This is a genomic window from Paraburkholderia fungorum (genome assembly GCF_046027215.1).
Taxonomy (GTDB): domain Bacteria; phylum Pseudomonadota; class Gammaproteobacteria; order Burkholderiales; family Burkholderiaceae; genus Paraburkholderia; species Paraburkholderia fungorum_D.
This window is the reverse complement of sequence record NZ_JAQQEN010000002.1, coordinates 2,883,109-2,898,978: the sequence shown is the minus strand read 5'-3', so window position 1 is coordinate 2,898,978 and position 15,870 is coordinate 2,883,109. Positions and strand designations below refer to the sequence as shown.

Below are 15,870 nucleotides of genomic sequence, written 5' to 3'. Positions count from 1 at the left end.
TGAGATCGTGACGGTTTTCGGGGCAGGACAGCACTAACGGTTGCGTGCCGTAACGTCGAGGTGCATAAGGGTTTGTACGTAATTCGACAACATTCTTTTGTTCTGCGAGAGCTTAATTTCAAGCAGCCTCCGGCCTAGACTGCAAGCACTGAAACGCAAACGGGTGTTTGCGGAGAAACAGGATCTGGAGGTAAGCATCATGAAACTCGTTCAATCGCTCATCGTCGCAGCCGCCCTTGCAGTTCCGGCTGTCTCAGCTTTCGCTCAATCGAACCAAGCGGTCACCCCCACCAATGCTCAGGTCGCACAAACTAGCGTGACCCCTGCAAACGGGGCTGCTACCGATTTTGGCGGCGTCGCTGATGGCACGTCAGCCTCGGGCACCCAGCATCAACTGCATTCCTTCCGCGGCGCTGTCTCTCGCGTGGGCCACAAGATCCAGGGCTCAATCCGTCCAGATGCAAATGATGGAATGAAGCCGGTGTATTTCGGTTCGTAAATTAACCGGATTGATTGCAGTGGGGTACTGCTGATGCACTTGGCGACTGGCAGTCGCTAGTTTGCTGAGGTATTAGCTTCGAGACGCGCAGACCTGTCTGCGCGTCTTCGCTTTCAGCCCCCGCCGTTTCAATTGCAATCAGAGAAGGCGGAGACGGAGTAGCGTCCTTTGCTTGCAGGAAGCTGACCAACATCAACGGTAATGCCGTCGCGCCCCTCTGATTTCGCAGAAGTGCAGGTCGGGTACCTTCACCGCGTCAGCCATTCGGGCTTGCTCGAACCCCGTGGCGCGAGCACTGTCCTGAAGGCCCCGGGAGTCTTCGACAGGATCACCTGGTCGGTCATGCCCTGATAGGTGCCCAGCGGGGTCTCTGCCGTGAACAGATCGGGGGCGACGTAGGCGTGTTCGTCGGAAGATCCGGCGGTCGCTCGGGCATAGTCCCGATCGAAGATGCCGAGCGAGAACAGCCACAGCACGGTTCGCGTCAGAGAAACGGTGACTCGATAGCTGCCCCCCTCGATCGCACGTCGGCGCAGCGCCGCGAGTACGCCGACCGTGCCGAGCCAGCCCACCACGTTGTCGACAATGGGGATGATTGGCGGCGATTTCGGACGCGCGAGCGTACCTTCGACGGCGAACAGCCCCGAGACGGCCGCGCCGATTTCATCGAATCCCGGACGATACTTCCAGGGGCCCTTGGCGCCGTGAAGCAGGACACTGGTATGGATCAACCCAGGCTTCCTCCCGCAGAGCTCCTCGGCCTCGAGACCATGGCGTTCCAGATAGCCCGGACGCTTGTTCGCGAAGAAGACATCGGCATCCTTCAGTAGCAGATCGAATTTCGCGCGATCCTCCTCCGAGTAGTCCAGGATCGTCGAGCGCATCCCGACCTGCGTGTCCCACGCGAACGCCTCAATCTCGTTGTCGTCGAACGGCCGCCATATGTTGAGGACATCGGCCCCGTGCAAAGCGAGGTCTCTCCCGATGGCCGCTCCGGCAATCACGTGACCCATCCCAAGTGCGCGAATGCCGTCCAGCGGACTGGTGCCCTCTTTCCGGAAAGGGATCGGCTCGCTCTCGCCGATCTTTTCCACGTTGATCAGCGACATTCTCGAGAGGACCTCGGTGTACTGAAGCTCCTTGCTGAATTCCTCGAAAGTACGCACCTTCGCGATGACGATCCCGGCTTCCGCCGCCGCATTCTCCAGGTCGTCCGCGCGCCACTGCAGAATGGCGTTGCGCACGGCTTCCGGGCTGGCGTCGCACCGGAGCAGGCTGAGCTCGCGGGCGGCCAGCCTGGGATAGATGTTCAGGGGCACGACGTGCCGTCCGTCGCGGGTTTCGCGAAAGAGATTCGTATCGACTTTGAGAGCCGGAGGACGTCCATTGATCGTCTCCCATTTCAGATCGAAGAACCCGGCGAAGCGCCGCAACGCTTTACGGACGTCCACTTCGATGTCCTGTTCCTCGCCGCTGCGCAGTCGCCATAGCGCAGCGACACCGACGGCCTTGGCGGCGAGAGCGATCGCGGACAACGAGCCGAACCGGAAGAGTGCGGGAATGATCGGATCCCGGCCGTGGAAAGTGATCTTGCCACCGCTGTCCGCCGCCGATAATCCGACGTCTTTCAGTACGTTATTGAGCGCGCCGTGCAGATCGATATCGGAGCTCCGCGCCGGATTCGCGAGGTTCGATTGAATGATTCCGGTAAGCCGGTCCGGTTCGCTTTCGATCGCAAGATGGGTCGAGTCTGTCATTTGAGGATTTGTTTTCGATAAGGGAGTGTCAACTGCCCGCGATCAGTTCGCGCGAGCCGCGGCCACGCGTGGCGTGGCCGCATCCATACCTTTAACGCGCCTTTCCTTTGGTGCGCAGTTCGATGAGACCGAGCAGCAGCTCGTCGCGCTCTGCCTCCAGCTCCTCGATGGAGCGCGATCCGACTTCGGCATGAACGCCGTCGATGAGCTTCTTCTGCACTTGCGGCGTCAGCTCGGGCGAGCCGAGATCTTTCCACCCAGCCGTCATCGGACCGGCGAACTGATGGAAGAAGTGCTCGATGCCGCCCGGGCCGCCGCCGAGGTGATTGAGCATCATGTTGCCCATCACGCCCCAGCGCAGACCCGGCCCCCACGAGAGGGCGGTGTCGACGTCGGCCGCGCTCAGCACACCCTCTGCCACCAGGTAGTAGACCTCGCGCGCCACCGCGAACTGCAGACGGTTGGCGACGTGGCCCTGCAATTCCTTGTGCAGGCGCACCGCCTGTTTCCCGATCGACGTATAGAACTCCGTGGCGCGCCGGATCGTCTCTTCCGAGGTCTTTGTCCCGCCGACGATCTCGACCAGCGGCATGAGGTGCGGCGGATTGAACGGATGGCCGACGACGCAGCGCTCGGGATGCCGCACGGCGCCCACCTGAATGGCGCTCATCGGCAGGGTCGACGTGCTCGACGCGATGATCACGTGGGGAAGCAGCAGCTCATCGAGTTGCCGATAGAGATCCTGCTTGAATTCGAGCCGCTCGGGGCCGTTTTCCTGGACGAGGTCCACATCCGTGAGCGCTTGTGCGAGCACGGGCGTAAACGTCAGGTTCGCTTGCGACGCTCCGGGCGCAAGGCCCAACCTCGTGAGCGCGGGCCAGGCGGACTCCACGAACGCCTTGAGTTGGGCTTCGGCATTCGGTGCGATGTCCGTCGCAACGACCTTCAGCCCCTTGGCGAGAAACAGTGCGGTCCAGCTGGCACCGATCACGCCGGTGCCGATAACGGCGATGCGGCGAATGGGCCTGGTATCAGTCATGTCATGTCTCCAATGCGTGGGTCAGACTTCGGCATAGGCGATGCCAGTGAGGTTGCCTTGCGCGAAGAGGAAGTTGCGCTGGTGCTTGCCATCGAGATCGGCGGAATAGACGGAGCCGCTCAGGTCCGTGACGAACATCCGATTACCGGGAATGTCGAGTGCGATGCCGATCCCCTCCATCAGGTGCGTCACGAGGATTTCAGCCGCGGCCGTTCCATCGATCGGCGCACGATTGACGGTGTTGCCGCGCGGAGGATCGCCGCGGTCGGTCCAGTAGAGGACACGCTTCGCGAGGTCGAGCTCAAGGTCGATGGGCTCCGGCAACCGGTCGAACAGCACTTCGATGTCGGAGCGGTTTGTCGGACCCTCGCCCTGTGGGATGTCGATATTGGCGCGGAAGATGCGGCCCAGGCCGGCGTTATCCGGACCTTTCTGCGTCCAGTAGAGCTTCCCGTGCTTCGGATCGATCGTGATTCCGACGCACCACCGGGTCTGATCGAGCCGGTCCTCGTCGCCATGTCCGGTCGCGACCAGCGTTTCGACTTGAGAGCCGTCGAGGTTGGCGCGCATCACGCGCATGCCTTCCCGATCGCACCAATAGAGCTTGCCACCTGCCTTGTCGAGATGAATCTGCTTCGGTGTGTGCGTGACGCCTTGCGGGACGATGACCACGCGGTTCTTGCCGTCCAGGTCGGCGCGTTCGATCGAGCCGTCGTGGAGGCCAATCGAACCCATGTTGGTCCAATAGATTTGACCGGCATCCACGTCCACGACGATGCCGTCGGGGAGGCGGCAATCGGCGACGATTGTCTTGAGGTCGGATCCGTCGGGATTGATCGAGTGAATGCGGCCGCCGCTCAATTCGAGGAAAAACAACCGGCCGGAGCGGGTCGTGTCCGCGGAAAGATTCGTTCCGCTGATTCGAGGCAGGGTCATCGTGTGTCCTTTCGGGTCGTTGCCATTGGAAGAGAGACTGGATGTCGGGCGCGACCGGGTACCGCCGGGTAGCCGGGAACGTGCGACAGTTTCGCAACTTGCGTTGGCGTGGGGGCCGACCTCTGATACCGAAGCCAGGAGAGGTTTATAGAGCCAACTTTCTGATGGTAGTTGGCGGGGCGAAGGGCGGCTATTACATAAAGCTGGAATACGCCTGGTGTCCCGTACCCATTAGAGGCATGTTGTTGCGTGATGACCGTTTGACATTTGAAACAGGCCATCGCTGACACGAAGTGTCGTAGGTCCGATTCGGGTCATGCTGCCGATCGCCGCTTTGCGCGCCACGGCAAACGATGCCCCATGCGTGAGGCATGCACACGACCCCAGCCGCTCTGAGTTTGTGAAGGGACCTACGGACTCGCTGTCCCGTCAACAGTCACGCGGATAGCATTCGCTTTCCACACGACAATCGTTACCTCAAGGCACCAAGCTGCACGGCAAAGCGCCGCGCACATTCCAGCCCAAACGCCGTCGGCGCGACGCCACGATCGTGCTGTACATCGAAGCCCATGCGCCACGCGGCGATCCGTTTGCCGTAGCACGTGAGCGCGTCGAGCGACTGCATCACAAAGACGATAGCCGGCAAAGTCTGGGCATAGAGTGCTTCGGCTTCCTGCTCGAGTCCGTTAGCGAACGCCCGGTGTATCGCGACCTGCCGGTCGAATGTGTCCGGCGCAACGATCAGTCCCGCACATCCGGCCCGCAGGTTGTCGACAAGTTCTTGCCCACCTCTGCCATTGAAAACCGGTAACGTATGACCGAGCACGCGCAGCCGGTCGACGGTACGCTGAATCGTTGTCGCCGGTCCCTCGCCTTTAAGCAGGCGGAAATTTGGGCATTGACTCGCAAGCGTCACAATCGATTCTGCTGACAGGCCGACGCCGAGATAGTCTGGTGCGTTCTGAATGCCTGCCGGGGCGCGTGTGCGCTGCATCACCGCAGCAAAGAAGTCGAAATAGAACGATTCCGGCTTGTCTCGCATCGACGGAGGCTGAAGGATCAGCCAAGAGGCACCGCGCTCAACAGCGTAGTTAGCCAGTGCGACTTGCGCATCCACGGTGTCACCCGTGATCGTGACGACGAGCGGTACGCGTGCCGCAATGTCTTCGCTGGCCCAGTCGATCAGGCGATGTTTCTCATCAAGCGACAGCCGGTTTACCTCTGTCGCGAGACCGAGTATGACGATGCTCCGCGCGCCGGCCGCGATCGTCGCATTGATCTGAATTCTTTGTGCTTCGCGGTCCAACTGGTTGCGGGAGTCGAAGAAGGCATAGAGAACGGGCCAGATTCCGCTCGGTGAAGAATGGGTGTCGGGTGTCGTTGATATCATCTGCAGCCGTCTCCGGGTCAATGCGAGTCGCGCGGCGTCAGGGCCCGCGAACCCTATACAAGCACAAAAAGGCTAAATAGACAATTTTGGCGACGCTTCGTCCCGGTGTAGCTGACGTGGCGCCGGTCACCGCCGGTGAACCAGCCCGCGTGCGCTACAACGTGGTGAACGGCCGCGTGGTAGTGGACAACGGCGTGATCCCCGGCCTCGACCTCGACGAGCTTCGCTACGAAGCGGCCGAGGGCGTGAAGCTGCTGCTCGCGGATTGAGGGGCGCCGACGCAAGCGAGCGCTGTCAGCACACCACAGGCGGCAGCGCCGCTCGCCTCAAATACTCGACGCCCTCCGCAAGCACGAGCGTCGATTGCTGCCCGTCGCGCAGGCGAATGCTGATCGTCCGGTCCCGTTCATCGCGCGAACCCACGGCGACCAGAATCGGCACCTGCTTTTCGCGTGCGTCGACAATCTTCTTCTCCAGCCGTTCTGGCCGGTTGTCGAGTATCACCCGGATGCCGGCGTCATCGAGTGCCTGCATCACCTCCTGCGCGTAAGCCGTGTTCGCATCGCTGATCGTCGCGATCACCACCTGATCTGGCGCGAGCCACACCGGCAGCCAGCCTTCGTGATGCTCGAGCAGCATCGCAATGAAACGCTCCATGCTACCCAGCACCGCGTGATGAATCATGACGGGCCGCTCGCGTTCGTTGCGCTCGTTGACGAACTCTGCGTCGAGACGATCCGGCAGCACGAAGTCGAGTTGGATCGTGCCGCACTGCCAGCTACGCGCGCGGTTGTCCGTCAGATGAAACTCCAGCTTCGGCCCGTAAAAAGCGCCCTCGCCATCGCGCACATCGAATTCGAGGCCCGCAGCCCGCGCTGCTTTCGCCAATGCGGCTTCGGCGCGGTCCCATACTGCGTCGCTGCCCGCGCGCTGCACCGGGCGCGTGGCGAGTGCCACCTTGAAGGAAGGAAAGCCCAGATCCGCGTAGACCCCACGCAACAACGCGCAGAAGCGGGCGACTTCAGCTTCGATATGCACGTCGGCGCAGAATACGTGCGCATCGTCCTGCACGAAAGCGCGCGTGCGCTTCAGGCCTTCGAGCGAGCCTGACGGCTCATCGCGATGACACGCGCCGAACTCGCTGTAGCGCACCGGCAACTCACGATACGAACGCACATGATGATTGAACACCTGCACATGGCACGGACAGCTCATGGGTTTCAGACATAGCGCGCGCTCTTCTTGCGCGTCGGCCAGCGAATACATCGCCGCGCCGAACTTCTCCCAATGACCGCTTTTCTGCCACAACGAGCGCGCCAGCAATTGCGGCGTGCGGATCTCGCGAAAGCCCGCGCGCCGCATGCGGGCGCGAATGTAGTCTTCCAGCACGCGATATAACGCCCAGCCACGTGGATGCCAGAACACCATGCCGGCGCCCTCTTCCTGTTGATGGAAAAGGTCGAGCTTATTGCCCAGTACGCGATGATCGATGTCGTTCACAGTGATGCTCCGTTTAATTTGGTGCCGCAGAGGAATGCCGCAAACGGAGGTCCAGAAACGCCAAAGGCCCCGTCCGTTCCCGGCGGGGCCTTTGGTGGTCTGCCACAGCTTCGTGCTTCTAGCGTGCGCAACCTCCAGACGACCCGCCTGTGAAGGTGGTCGTGGTGGTGGTGACGGCAGCGAAGGGAATCGAGTAGGAGTCCATGGATCGACAGTAATGGATTTTGTGAGGACACGTCAAGCATATTTGCGACTCGCGGTAGATCACCAGCTCATTGCTGTCCGCAGCCGATGTCCCCTTCCTGGCAATGCAGTTGCTCGTCGAGCAGCTTGGTTTGCGCCTGCGTGAGACGGCTCAGGCAGTCCGCATGAATCATTGGCTGCGCACTGTATGGCGACGGCGATGAAGTCAGAAAATCGCATTGCGTGTCACGATACGCAACCCACGCGCGCTCAGCTTTCTGCAAACGCGGTTTTCCTTGCGGACTGACTTTTTTCAGCAGCTTGCCGTAGATGTCGTTCAGTTTTTTATCGGCCAGCTGGTACTCGAGGGCGGCGCAATGGTTCAGCGAATACTGGTCAGAGGCATGCTTGCAATCGATGTTCTCTGCCTGGGCATTGGCGCACAACCCCAGATACGTCGCGGCCAGAATCGACACTCGCTTCATTGGAAAGCCTCATATCTGATTGTTGACGATCACCGGAATGGGTGACTGCCAGCCAGAACGACACAATAAACGATACGATACATGTCTCATTCGAAGCCAGCGCGCACTCGCTATACTTCAATCGATTTCGCAGACCAACCGAGCACCTCACCTTGACCATCCACATTCGCCCCGCCCGCGCCGCCGATTCCTCCTTGATTCTGCGCTTCATCACCGAACTCGCCGTATATGAAAAAGCGGAGCATGACGTCGTCGCCAGCGTCAAAGACATTGAAGCGAGCCTGTTCTCCGCCACCTCCACCGCGAAGGCTTTGATCTGCGAGATGCATGGCGAACCGATCGGCTTCTGCGTCTACTTTTTTTCGTATTCCACGTGGCTCGGCAAACAAGGGCTGTATCTGGAAGACCTGTACGTCTCGCCTGCGTCGCGCGGCAGCGGCGCGGGCAAACAGATGCTGCGCCACCTCGCACGCGTTGCCGGTGAAACTGGCTGCGGCCGCTTCGAATGGAGCGTGCTCGACTGGAACGAACCGGCCATCGGCTTCTATGAATCGATCGGCGCGAGCGCGCAAAGCGAATGGGTCCGCTACCGGCTGGCGGGCGATGCGCTCAAGGCGTTTGCCGAAGGCAATGCGTGAGTGTTCGGCAAACGCGCGAACACACCGCGCCACGATCGTGACTGCGATATCACCGAAACGATTGGAGAAACGCGTGCGCCAAGCTTGCCTGCATGCCGCTGCCAGCAATATCGCCGCGCTCATCATCTGAATCGCAATGTTCGCCGAATACATCGTCAAATGGGATCTGGTGCCGGACGGCGAGCCGATCCGCACGCACAGCAGCCGTCTGCTACCGGTGCGCCAGCGCGGCGTCGCTGCGATGCTGAAAGTTGCGCAGGAACCCGAAGAGAAATTCGGCGCGCAACTGATGGTGTGGTGGGACGGCGAAGGCGCGGCCCGCGTGTTAGCACATGATGCCGATGCCCTGCTCCTTGAGCGCGCATCCAACTCTCACGCGCTCGCGGACATGGCACGCCTGAACGCTCGCTACGCGGACGACCACGCCACCGATATTCTCTGCGCCGCCGCCGCGCGACTTCACCCCCCCCGCAACACGCCGCCACCCGAACTGATCGGTTTGCCGCGCTGGTTCCAGAGCCTCTGGCCGGCGGCTCAGCAATACGGCGGCTGGCTCGCTGGGAGCGCCGCGGCGGCGCAAGCCCTGCTTGCTGCACCGCACGATCTGGCGGTATTGCACGGCGATATTCATCACGGTAACGTGCTCGATTTTGGCCCGCGCGGCTGGCTCGCCATCGACCCAAAAGGACTCTACGGCGAGCGCGGTTTCGACTACGCGAATGTCTTCTGCAACCCCGATCGGGATTGCGCGCTAGCGCCGGGGCGCTTCGAGCGACGTGTGGAACGCGTGGCGCAGGCGGCTGGCCTGGAGCGGCGGCGCCTGCTGCAATGGATTCTCGCGTGGTCGGGTTTATCGGCGGCGTGGATTCTTGAAACAGGGGAGGTGCCGGAGATCGACAGGGAGATTGGCGCACTGGCGGCCGCAGCGCTCGAACAGACGTAGCGCCGGCGTAAAACGAGGAACCGCACGAGGAACCGGACGAGGAAGCCGGGCGGCAACCATCAAGCCGCCGCCCAGCCAGACATCAATGCGGCGCTTTACCGTTAGGCACGGCGTCCAGCGGCTTGTGCTGTTCCTCGCCGAGTCCCGGGAAGAAAGCGTTCCACGCGGCGCGCACACCTTGGGCCGCGGTGGCTTCCGCGCCGATCGATTCGGCTTCGCCTGCGGGCACGGTCGCTGGATCGGCGGACAGGCCGCGCCAGTGCGTGAACACCAGCAGCGGTTTCTCGGTCCATACGCCGTCGCCATATTTCGCAAATGCCGTGTCCCCGCTCGCCAACTGCACCTCGTACCAGCCTTCACGGACGGGCGTGTGGGCGGCAAGTTCAAACCACGGGGTCGGTTCGATTTCCTTCATGTCGTCTCCGGTCGAATAAATCGTCATAGATGAGCACAACAAAGGCATTCTTCATGCCCGCGCCGGGCAGCGGCGCGGCAAGCGCGCGCCGCCTTTCACGCGATCATGCATTGCGGGCGGCGAGCATGAGCTGCGGGTATTTCGTCGACATCGCGCACGCCGAAATCGCCACGCATAAGCGACACGATAGCGCGACATGGGCCGCGCGGACAAACGTAAAAAGTTACACGGCGTGCGTACGTTTGAACTCGTCGGCCATCTCGCCCGCCAGGCCGGCCAGTACGCGGATCGCGGGCGCGAGTTGTTCGGCAGGCGTGCTGCCGTAGCCGATCACCAGCCCGTTCGCCGCCTCGCGCGGCTGCAATGCGAAGCCCGACAAGGCGCGCGGGTTAAGCCGCGCAGCGAGTGCGCGTTCCACCAGGGTCCGATCCGAGATCCGCGCCGGCAGGCAAAGCGTCAGATGCATGCCGCAGTTGCCGCCCAGAATCTGCGACGGCGCGAAATGCGCGGCGAGCGCATCGCGCAGCGCCTGCTGACGCTCCCGGTACAGACGCCGCATGCGGCCCAGATGCCGCCCAAATTCGCCGCTTTCGATGAAATACGCCAACGCCAGTTGCTCCTGCCGGTGGCCGCCGCGCAGCATCTCCTGCAATGCAACATCCGCGTGCGCGGCGATTGCCGGCGGCAGCACGACAAAGCCGATGCGCAGCGCCGGAAACATCGTCTTGCTGAATGAACCGACGTACAACACCGGCGCATCGTCGACCAGCCCCTGCATGCTGGCGATCGGCTCACCGGTGTGACGGAATTCGCCGTCGTAGTCGTCTTCGATCAGCCACGCGCCGCAACGGCGAGCCTGCGCGATCAACTCCAGCCGGCGCGCCACCGACAACACCGAACCGGTCGGATACTGGTGCGCCGGCGAGGTGTAGATCAGCTTTGGCGGATGCGTGCGCCACGCCTGCGGTGGCACCGCGATACCTTCGGAATCGACCGGCATCGGCACCGTGGTGAGATCGCCGAGATTGAAGGCGGCCTTCGCTCCGCGATAGCCCGGATCTTCAACCCAGGCGGTTTCGCCCGGATTGGTGAAGAGCCGCACGCACAGGTTCAGCGCCTCCTGCGCGCCTTCGGTGATCACCACCTGCGAACCGTGACAGCGCACGCCGCGGGACATGCGCAGATGCGCGGCGATCGCGTCGCGCAATGCCGGTTCGCCCGCCGGCGTGCCGTAGCCTAGTGCGAGCGGCAACGCATGCTCCATCGACCGTTCGAGCGCGCGCCGCCACGCTGAGAGCGGAAAGCGATCCAGCGCGGGCGTGCCCGGCGTGAGCGGCAGGGTGTTGTCGGTATGAGTGTGCGCGGCAGTGAATTGCCCGACACGCCCTGCGTAGGCCACCTCGGGCGCGGCCGATGGCGTCTGCGGCTCGCCGCGCGCCGCCGGGCTGGAGAGCGGGCTCACGCGCGTGCCCTTTTTGTCGGCCACCACGTAGCCAACCGCAGCGAGATGTTCGTACGCAATCACCACCGTATTGCGCGACACGCCCATCTCCGCCGCCAGCAAACGCGACGACGGCAGCAGCGATCCGGCCGGCAAACGCCCGGCCAGAATGGCCTGCTGCAGCCGCTCGATCAGTTGCTTTTGCAGCGGCGCGGGTTTTTTGTCGGCGGGCGTAACGTCAGCGGGACTCGCAAGCGGGCCAATGATCTCGATCATCGATGCTGGACCTATCGAATAGGCTTGGACTGGATCTTTTTAACATACCACGTTTGACGTATCGTGCTCCACAAGCCATGACCCACAGGAGAGCAGAGATGGAACCCAGACGTAACGCGTTCGAGCAGCCAATCGGCGTCCCCGTGCCGGGCTGGCGCGGCGCCCAGGCGCCTCGCCGCGAGCCGCTGGTAGGCGACTACTGCCGGCTCGAACCGGTGGACGTCGAACGCCATGCCGCGGACCTCTTCGAGGCCTACAGTTCGGCAGCCGATGGCCGCGACTGGACCTATCTGAACGTCGGGCCGTTCGAGAGCCTCGCCGCGTATCGTGACCACCTGACACGCGCCGCCGCATCCGCCGATCCGCTGCACTTTGCCGTGATCGATCTGGCGACGGGCAAGGCGGTCGGCACATTGGCGCTGATGCGGATCGACCCCGCGAACGGCGTGATCGAAGTCGGGCACGTCACCTATTCGCCACGGCTGAAGCGCACGCGCATCGCCACCGACGCGATGTTCCTGCTGATGCAGCACGTGTTCGATGAGCTTGCCTATCGCCGCTTCGAATGGAAGTGCGACTCGTTGAATGTCCCTTCGCGGACGGCGGCGTTGCGCTACGGTTTCACGTTCGAAGGCATCTTCCGGCAAGCGATCGTGTACCACGAACGCAATCGCGATACCGCGTGGTTTTCGGTGCTGGACAGCGAATGGCCCGCGTTGCGCCCGAGCTATACGCGCTGGCTCGATTCGGGCAACTTCGATGCGCAGGGCAAACAGATCGAACGGCTCGTGGATCTGATCACGCAGCAGCGGGCAGCAGCAAACGAGGGCGAGGCCGAGAAGTGACCCAGTGGCTTGACTGGCTGCGCACGACGCATCAGGCGAAGCCCGCCGGCCGCCTCAATACGATGGTCGGCTTGCCTTTGTACGTCGTGCGAAGCCGCTCGCGATAGCCGCACTTGTGCGCGACGCGCAGCGACGGCAGGTTTTCCGGCGCGACGATGCAGGCGGTTTCGCCAGCGGGCCACTGGGCGTCGGCCCAGTCCAGCGCCGCACGCACGGCTTCAGTGGCATAGCCACGGCCGTGCACGGCGGGGTCTAGCGCCCAGCCGATTTCCGGCGTGCCCATCAACGAAGGCTCGATATCCCGGTGATAGTCGGCAAAGCCGACTTCGCCGAGAAAGCGGCCACTCGCTTTTTCCCGCACCACCCAGTAGCCGTATCCCAGCATGGCCCAATGACCGGCATAGCGCAGCAGGCGCGCCCAGACTTCTTCACGCGTAAATGGCTTGCCGCCGATGTAGCGGATCACCTCGGAATCGGACCACATGGCGTAGCTCTCGAGGAAGTCGTTGCGTGTGTGCGGACGCAGGGTCAGGCGGTCGGTGGTGAGGACGGCGGGCTGGCTGGACATTGCGAATCGGGCGAGTGAATGGGGCGTGGAAGCCTTGGGTTGAGAAGCGTAAAGAAGTGCGAGGGATGATCGCAGATTTTGTGCGCGTGAGGTTCACCGCCAGAATCTTTGCGGCGCTCGCACTGCATAGCCGACGTTGGCAGGCGACGGGCTTCGCCCTACACTCCTCGAATACGCCCGTGCGGACGCGCGACTCACGCGTCGCAAGCACGCTCAGCCACGCTGAATCACGCTCACCGCCGCTCCCTCCATGAAGCTCCGCCTGCGCCACCTCTCAGCGCTGATCGTGAACGTCGCCCTGCCATGGCTCGCCTACCGGCTTGCGTTCCCGCACTGGGGCCAGCTCGGCGCGCTGATGGCGTCGGCGCTGCCGCTGATCGCGTGGATGACGTGGGACCTCGCGCGCTATCGCCATTTCGACGCGCTTAGCGCGCTCGTGCTGGTCGGCATCGTGCTCTCATTGATCGTCATCGCCGCGAGCGGCGACTCACGCATCCGCGCGTTCGAAGATCCGATGGTGTCGGGCATGGTCGGCGCATCGTTCCTGGTCTCGCTCGCGCTGCCCAAGCCGCTGGTGTTCTACCTCGCCCGCTCGACCATGGCGCGCGAAGATCATCGCAGCGCCGAGAGCTTCGAAAAGCATTGGCGCGAACGTCCCTACCTCGCCGGCTATATCCGGCTGATGACGCTCGTATGGGGCGTCGGCATGACCGGCGAAAACATCCTGCGCAGCCTGCTCGTGTGGCAGTGGCCGGATGCTCCGCACACGGCGCTCGCTTCCGGATTGCTGCGTTACGGCGCCTACGGCGGTCTGACGGTGTGGACCTTCTGGTGCCGGCGGCGCATCAAGCAGGATTCCCTGCGCTACCCCGACGATTCAGTGGAACCCGCGGACCTGCAGACCCCGCTCGCCAGGTCGTAACGCATACTCTCAGACGTTCCGCCCTACCCTTGTTATCGATGCTATCCACCCTCGAGATTCTGCTTCCCGTGTTCGGCCTGATTTTCGCGGGCTTTGCATGCCGCCGGCGCGGCGTGCTCGGGCCGAACGCGGCGTCGGAACTCAATCGCTTTGTCGTCTGGCTGGCGCTGCCCGCGCTGCTGTTCGACACCATGGCGCACGCCACCTGGCAGCAGTTGTATCAACCGGCCTTCGTCGCCACATTCTCGATTGCCTGCGCCAGCGTGTTCGCGCTGATCCTTGCGATGCGTCTCATGAGCGGCCGGCATCTGGCCGATGCAAGCGTGGATGCAATCGCCGCGTCGTATCCGAACACCGGCTACATCGGGTTTCCGCTCGGCATGATTGCGTTCGGCTCGGCCAGCCTGACACCGACCACCATCGCCACGATCCTCGTCGCGTGTGTGCTGTTCGCGCTGGCGATCGTGCTGATCGAAATCGGCTTGCAGACTGAGCGCACGCCGCACAAGCTGGGGCTGAAAGTGCTGCGTTCACTGGCCCGCAACCCGCTGATCGCGTCGCCGATTGCGGGCGTGCTGTTCGCGAGCATCCATGTGCCGCTGCCGGCCAGCGCGGAAACGTTTCTGAAGTTGTTGGGCGGCGCAGCGAGTCCTTGTGCCCTGGTGAGCCTGGGTTTGTTTCTCGCTGAAAAGCGCCCGGCCGGCACTCACACCGACACCGACGTGCCCCGCATCTCGCTGCTGCTGACCGGCGTCAAACTGCTGGTGCAACCGGCGCTCACGTGGTGGCTCGCGGCGCGCGTATTCGCGCTCACGCCCGCGCTGATCGAGATGGCGGTGGTGCTGGCCGCACTGCCTACCGGCACCGGCCCGTTCATGCTGGCCGAGTACTATCGCCGTGAGGCGCACATCACCTCGCGCACGATTCTGCTTTCCACCGTGGGCTCGGTGGCGACCCTGTCGCTCCTGCTGCTGGTGATGGGACATCGCACCTGAGCCTCGCCGGACGCCGGGCGCCGCGCGTGAACACCCGCCCGGCAGCACCTCGCGCTATGCTTCGCCAACGGACCCTCACGGTCCGCAACCTTCATGCGCGAACCGAACCGCCGTGCCCAAAGCCCGCCCTCCCGAACTCCACGACGACGCCGACGCCCGTTCGCTCGCGCGGCGCTATCCGCGCGGGCTGCGCATCGATCCGCACTCGCATACGTGGGCGCAGGTGCTGTACGCCGTGTCAGGCGTGATGTGGGTGGAGGTTGGCCGCGAAGCGCTGGTGGTGCCGCCGCAGCGCGCGGTCTGGCTGCCGGCCGGCACGGTTCACTCCATCCACATGATGAGCGAGGTGGAGATGCGCAATCTCTACCTGCATGAGCGCACTGTCCGCCACCTCAGCCGTCAGAGCGATGTGTTCGAGATCAACGGCCTGCTGCGCGAACTCATCACGTCGATTGCGGAGCACGAGCGCACCCAGGCGCGCGACGCAACCTATCTCGACGCCGCGTATCGTCTCGCCATGCTGGAGCTGGGGCATGCGCCGCGCTCGTCACTGCGCATCGCGCTGCCCGACGCGTCTGACAGGCGGCTCGACGCGTTGTGCCGCGCGGTGATCGACAATCCGTCGATTGCGATCAGCTTCGAACAGCATGCCGCCTCGGTCGGCGCGAGTGTGCGCACCCTCGCGCGGCTCTTCACGCGTGAACTGGGCGTCGGCTTTGCGGAATGGCGGCGCCAGGTGCAACTGGCGGTGGCCGTGTCAGGCCTGGCCGAGGGACGCCCGGTGAGCAGCATCGCGCGCTCGCTCGGCTTTCAACCGAGCAGCTTCAGCGACATGTTCCGGCGTGAATTGGGCGCGCCGCCCACCGAGTTCGGACCGAGCGGCACGCTCAGCGAAACGGCTTCCGCTGCCTCGCCTGAACAGCCGAAAGACAAGCTGCCCACTGCCGGTTGAACGAGGCACGCCGCGCATGCGCCGCCTCCTGCGCGCCTTGTCCGATATTCGAAAATCTTTGTCCTGACGCCCCTGTGTCGGCCATC

General features: G+C 63.2%; 16 protein-coding genes and 1 pseudogene. 8 read left to right on the top strand and 9 right to left on the bottom strand.

Annotated features, from left to right (window positions below; all coding sequences use genetic code 11):
* Window positions 1-199: 199 nt before the first annotated feature.
* Entirely contained in the window at window positions 200-499 is a 300-nt protein-coding gene (locus PQR27_RS33390) for a hypothetical protein (protein ID WP_408527814.1), read from the top strand.
* Between the two features lie 248 nt (window positions 500-747).
* On the opposite strand, the gene PQR27_RS33385 is transcribed toward PQR27_RS33390, so the two are convergent.
* From PQR27_RS33385 to PQR27_RS33370, 4 genes are all read right to left on the bottom strand, one after another.
* Window positions 748-2,256 (bottom strand): CoA transferase, encoded by a 1,509-nt coding sequence (locus PQR27_RS33385; protein WP_408527813.1) that lies wholly within the window; start codon window positions 2,254-2,256, stop codon window positions 748-750.
* Between the two features lie 91 nt (window positions 2,257-2,347).
* On the bottom strand, window positions 2,348-3,295 hold the full coding sequence (locus tag PQR27_RS33380; protein ID WP_408527812.1) for a 3-hydroxyacyl-CoA dehydrogenase NAD-binding domain-containing protein: 948 nt from the start codon (window positions 3,293-3,295) through the stop codon (window positions 2,348-2,350).
* Between the two features lie 21 nt (window positions 3,296-3,316).
* Window positions 3,317-4,231, bottom strand: a complete 915-nt coding sequence (locus PQR27_RS33375) for a 3-hydroxyacyl-CoA dehydrogenase (protein WP_408527811.1) — start codon at window positions 4,229-4,231, stop codon at window positions 3,317-3,319.
* A gap of 472 nt (window positions 4,232-4,703) precedes the next feature.
* On the bottom strand, window positions 4,704-5,621 hold the full coding sequence (locus PQR27_RS33370; RefSeq protein ID WP_408527810.1) for a dihydrodipicolinate synthase family protein: 918 nt from the start codon (window positions 5,619-5,621) through the stop codon (window positions 4,704-4,706).
* 116 nt (window positions 5,622-5,737) lie between these two features.
* Between PQR27_RS33370 and PQR27_RS33365 the strand changes: the two are divergent.
* Window positions 5,738-5,890: pseudogene (locus PQR27_RS33365) on the top strand (amidohydrolase family protein); the annotation flags it as partial.
* Between the two features lie 25 nt (window positions 5,891-5,915).
* Here the strand turns inward: PQR27_RS33365 and thrS are convergent.
* Both thrS and PQR27_RS33355 read right to left on the bottom strand, forming a co-directional pair.
* Window positions 5,916-7,121: a threonine--tRNA ligase gene (gene thrS, locus PQR27_RS33360; RefSeq protein WP_408527809.1), complete on the bottom strand. Its 1,206-nt coding sequence runs from the start codon at window positions 7,119-7,121 to the stop codon at window positions 5,916-5,918.
* A gap of 272 nt (window positions 7,122-7,393) precedes the next feature.
* The gene (locus tag PQR27_RS33355) at window positions 7,394-7,789 is read right to left on the bottom strand and encodes a lysozyme inhibitor LprI family protein (protein WP_408527808.1); all 396 of its coding nucleotides are present in this window, start codon (window positions 7,787-7,789) and stop codon (window positions 7,394-7,396) included.
* Window positions 7,790-7,941: 152 nt separating this feature from the next.
* Here PQR27_RS33355 and PQR27_RS33350 point away from each other — a divergent pair, with 152 nt between their 5' ends.
* Window positions 7,942-8,427, top strand: a complete 486-nt coding sequence (locus PQR27_RS33350) for a GNAT family N-acetyltransferase (protein WP_408527807.1) — start codon at window positions 7,942-7,944, stop codon at window positions 8,425-8,427.
* Between the two features lie 136 nt (window positions 8,428-8,563).
* Complete coding sequence (locus PQR27_RS33345) at window positions 8,564-9,370, top strand: aminoglycoside phosphotransferase family protein (protein ID WP_408527806.1); 807 nt, start codon at window positions 8,564-8,566, stop codon at window positions 9,368-9,370.
* Window positions 9,371-9,452: 82 nt separating this feature from the next.
* Here PQR27_RS33345 and PQR27_RS33340 read toward each other — a convergent pair whose 3' ends face one another.
* Window positions 9,453-9,785 carry a hypothetical protein gene (locus PQR27_RS33340; RefSeq protein ID WP_408527805.1) on the bottom strand — a complete coding sequence of 111 codons (333 nt, stop codon included), beginning with the start codon at window positions 9,783-9,785 and terminating at the stop codon, window positions 9,453-9,455.
* Window positions 9,786-10,008: 223 nt separating this feature from the next.
* Window positions 10,009-11,502: a MocR-like pyridoxine biosynthesis transcription factor PdxR gene (gene pdxR / locus PQR27_RS33335; RefSeq protein ID WP_408527804.1), complete on the bottom strand. Its 1,494-nt coding sequence runs from the start codon at window positions 11,500-11,502 to the stop codon at window positions 10,009-10,011.
* A gap of 98 nt (window positions 11,503-11,600) precedes the next feature.
* On the opposite strand from pdxR, the gene PQR27_RS33330 reads away from it, so the two are divergent.
* On the top strand, window positions 11,601-12,347 hold the full coding sequence (locus PQR27_RS33330; RefSeq protein ID WP_408527803.1) for a GNAT family N-acetyltransferase: 747 nt from the start codon (window positions 11,601-11,603) through the stop codon (window positions 12,345-12,347).
* 31 nt (window positions 12,348-12,378) lie between these two features.
* Here the strand turns inward: PQR27_RS33330 and PQR27_RS33325 are convergent, their stop codons facing one another.
* Window positions 12,379-12,915, bottom strand: coding sequence for a GNAT family N-acetyltransferase (locus tag PQR27_RS33325; RefSeq protein WP_408527802.1), 537 nt, complete (start codon window positions 12,913-12,915; stop codon window positions 12,379-12,381).
* Window positions 12,916-13,165: 250 nt separating this feature from the next.
* On the opposite strand from PQR27_RS33325, the gene PQR27_RS33320 reads away from it, so the two are divergent.
* The 3 genes from PQR27_RS33320 to PQR27_RS33310 all read left to right on the top strand — a co-directional run bounded on the left by PQR27_RS33320 (window position 13,166) and on the right by PQR27_RS33310 (window position 15,784).
* Complete coding sequence (locus tag PQR27_RS33320) at window positions 13,166-13,837, top strand: VC0807 family protein (protein ID WP_408527801.1); 672 nt, start codon at window positions 13,166-13,168, stop codon at window positions 13,835-13,837.
* 38 nt (window positions 13,838-13,875) lie between these two features.
* Entirely contained in the window at window positions 13,876-14,832 is a 957-nt protein-coding gene (locus PQR27_RS33315) for an AEC family transporter (RefSeq protein WP_408527800.1), read from the top strand.
* Window positions 14,833-14,944: 112 nt separating this feature from the next.
* Window positions 14,945-15,784, top strand: coding sequence for an AraC family transcriptional regulator (locus tag PQR27_RS33310; protein WP_408527799.1), 840 nt, complete (start codon window positions 14,945-14,947; stop codon window positions 15,782-15,784).
* Window positions 15,785-15,870 lie beyond the last annotated feature (86 nt).

Bases quoted from the DNA above. Each gene is read 5' to 3' on its own strand.
- PQR27_RS33390 (WP_408527814.1), top strand. From the start codon at position 200: ATGAAACTCGTTCAATCGCTCATCGTCGCAGCCGCCCTTGCAGTTCCG.
- PQR27_RS33385 (WP_408527813.1), bottom strand. From the start codon at position 2,256: ATGACAGACTCGACCCATCTTGCGATCGAAAGCGAACCGGACCGGCTT.
- PQR27_RS33380 (WP_408527812.1), bottom strand. From the start codon at position 3,295: ATGACTGATACCAGGCCCATTCGCCGCATCGCCGTTATCGGCACCGGC.
- PQR27_RS33375 (WP_408527811.1), bottom strand. From the start codon at position 4,231: ATGACCCTGCCTCGAATCAGCGGAACGAATCTTTCCGCGGACACGACC.
- PQR27_RS33370 (WP_408527810.1), bottom strand. From the start codon at position 5,621: ATGATATCAACGACACCCGACACCCATTCTTCACCGAGCGGAATCTGG.
- PQR27_RS33355 (WP_408527808.1), bottom strand. From the start codon at position 7,789: ATGAAGCGAGTGTCGATTCTGGCCGCGACGTATCTGGGGTTGTGCGCC.
- PQR27_RS33345 (WP_408527806.1), top strand. From the start codon at position 8,564: ATGTTCGCCGAATACATCGTCAAATGGGATCTGGTGCCGGACGGCGAG.
- PQR27_RS33340 (WP_408527805.1), bottom strand. From the start codon at position 9,785: ATGAAGGAAATCGAACCGACCCCGTGGTTTGAACTTGCCGCCCACACG.
- pdxR (WP_408527804.1), bottom strand. From the start codon at position 11,502: ATGATCGAGATCATTGGCCCGCTTGCGAGTCCCGCTGACGTTACGCCC.
- PQR27_RS33330 (WP_408527803.1), top strand. From the start codon at position 11,601: ATGGAACCCAGACGTAACGCGTTCGAGCAGCCAATCGGCGTCCCCGTG.
- PQR27_RS33325 (WP_408527802.1), bottom strand. From the start codon at position 12,915: ATGTCCAGCCAGCCCGCCGTCCTCACCACCGACCGCCTGACCCTGCGT.
- PQR27_RS33320 (WP_408527801.1), top strand. From the start codon at position 13,166: ATGAAGCTCCGCCTGCGCCACCTCTCAGCGCTGATCGTGAACGTCGCC.
- PQR27_RS33315 (WP_408527800.1), top strand. From the start codon at position 13,876: ATGCTATCCACCCTCGAGATTCTGCTTCCCGTGTTCGGCCTGATTTTC.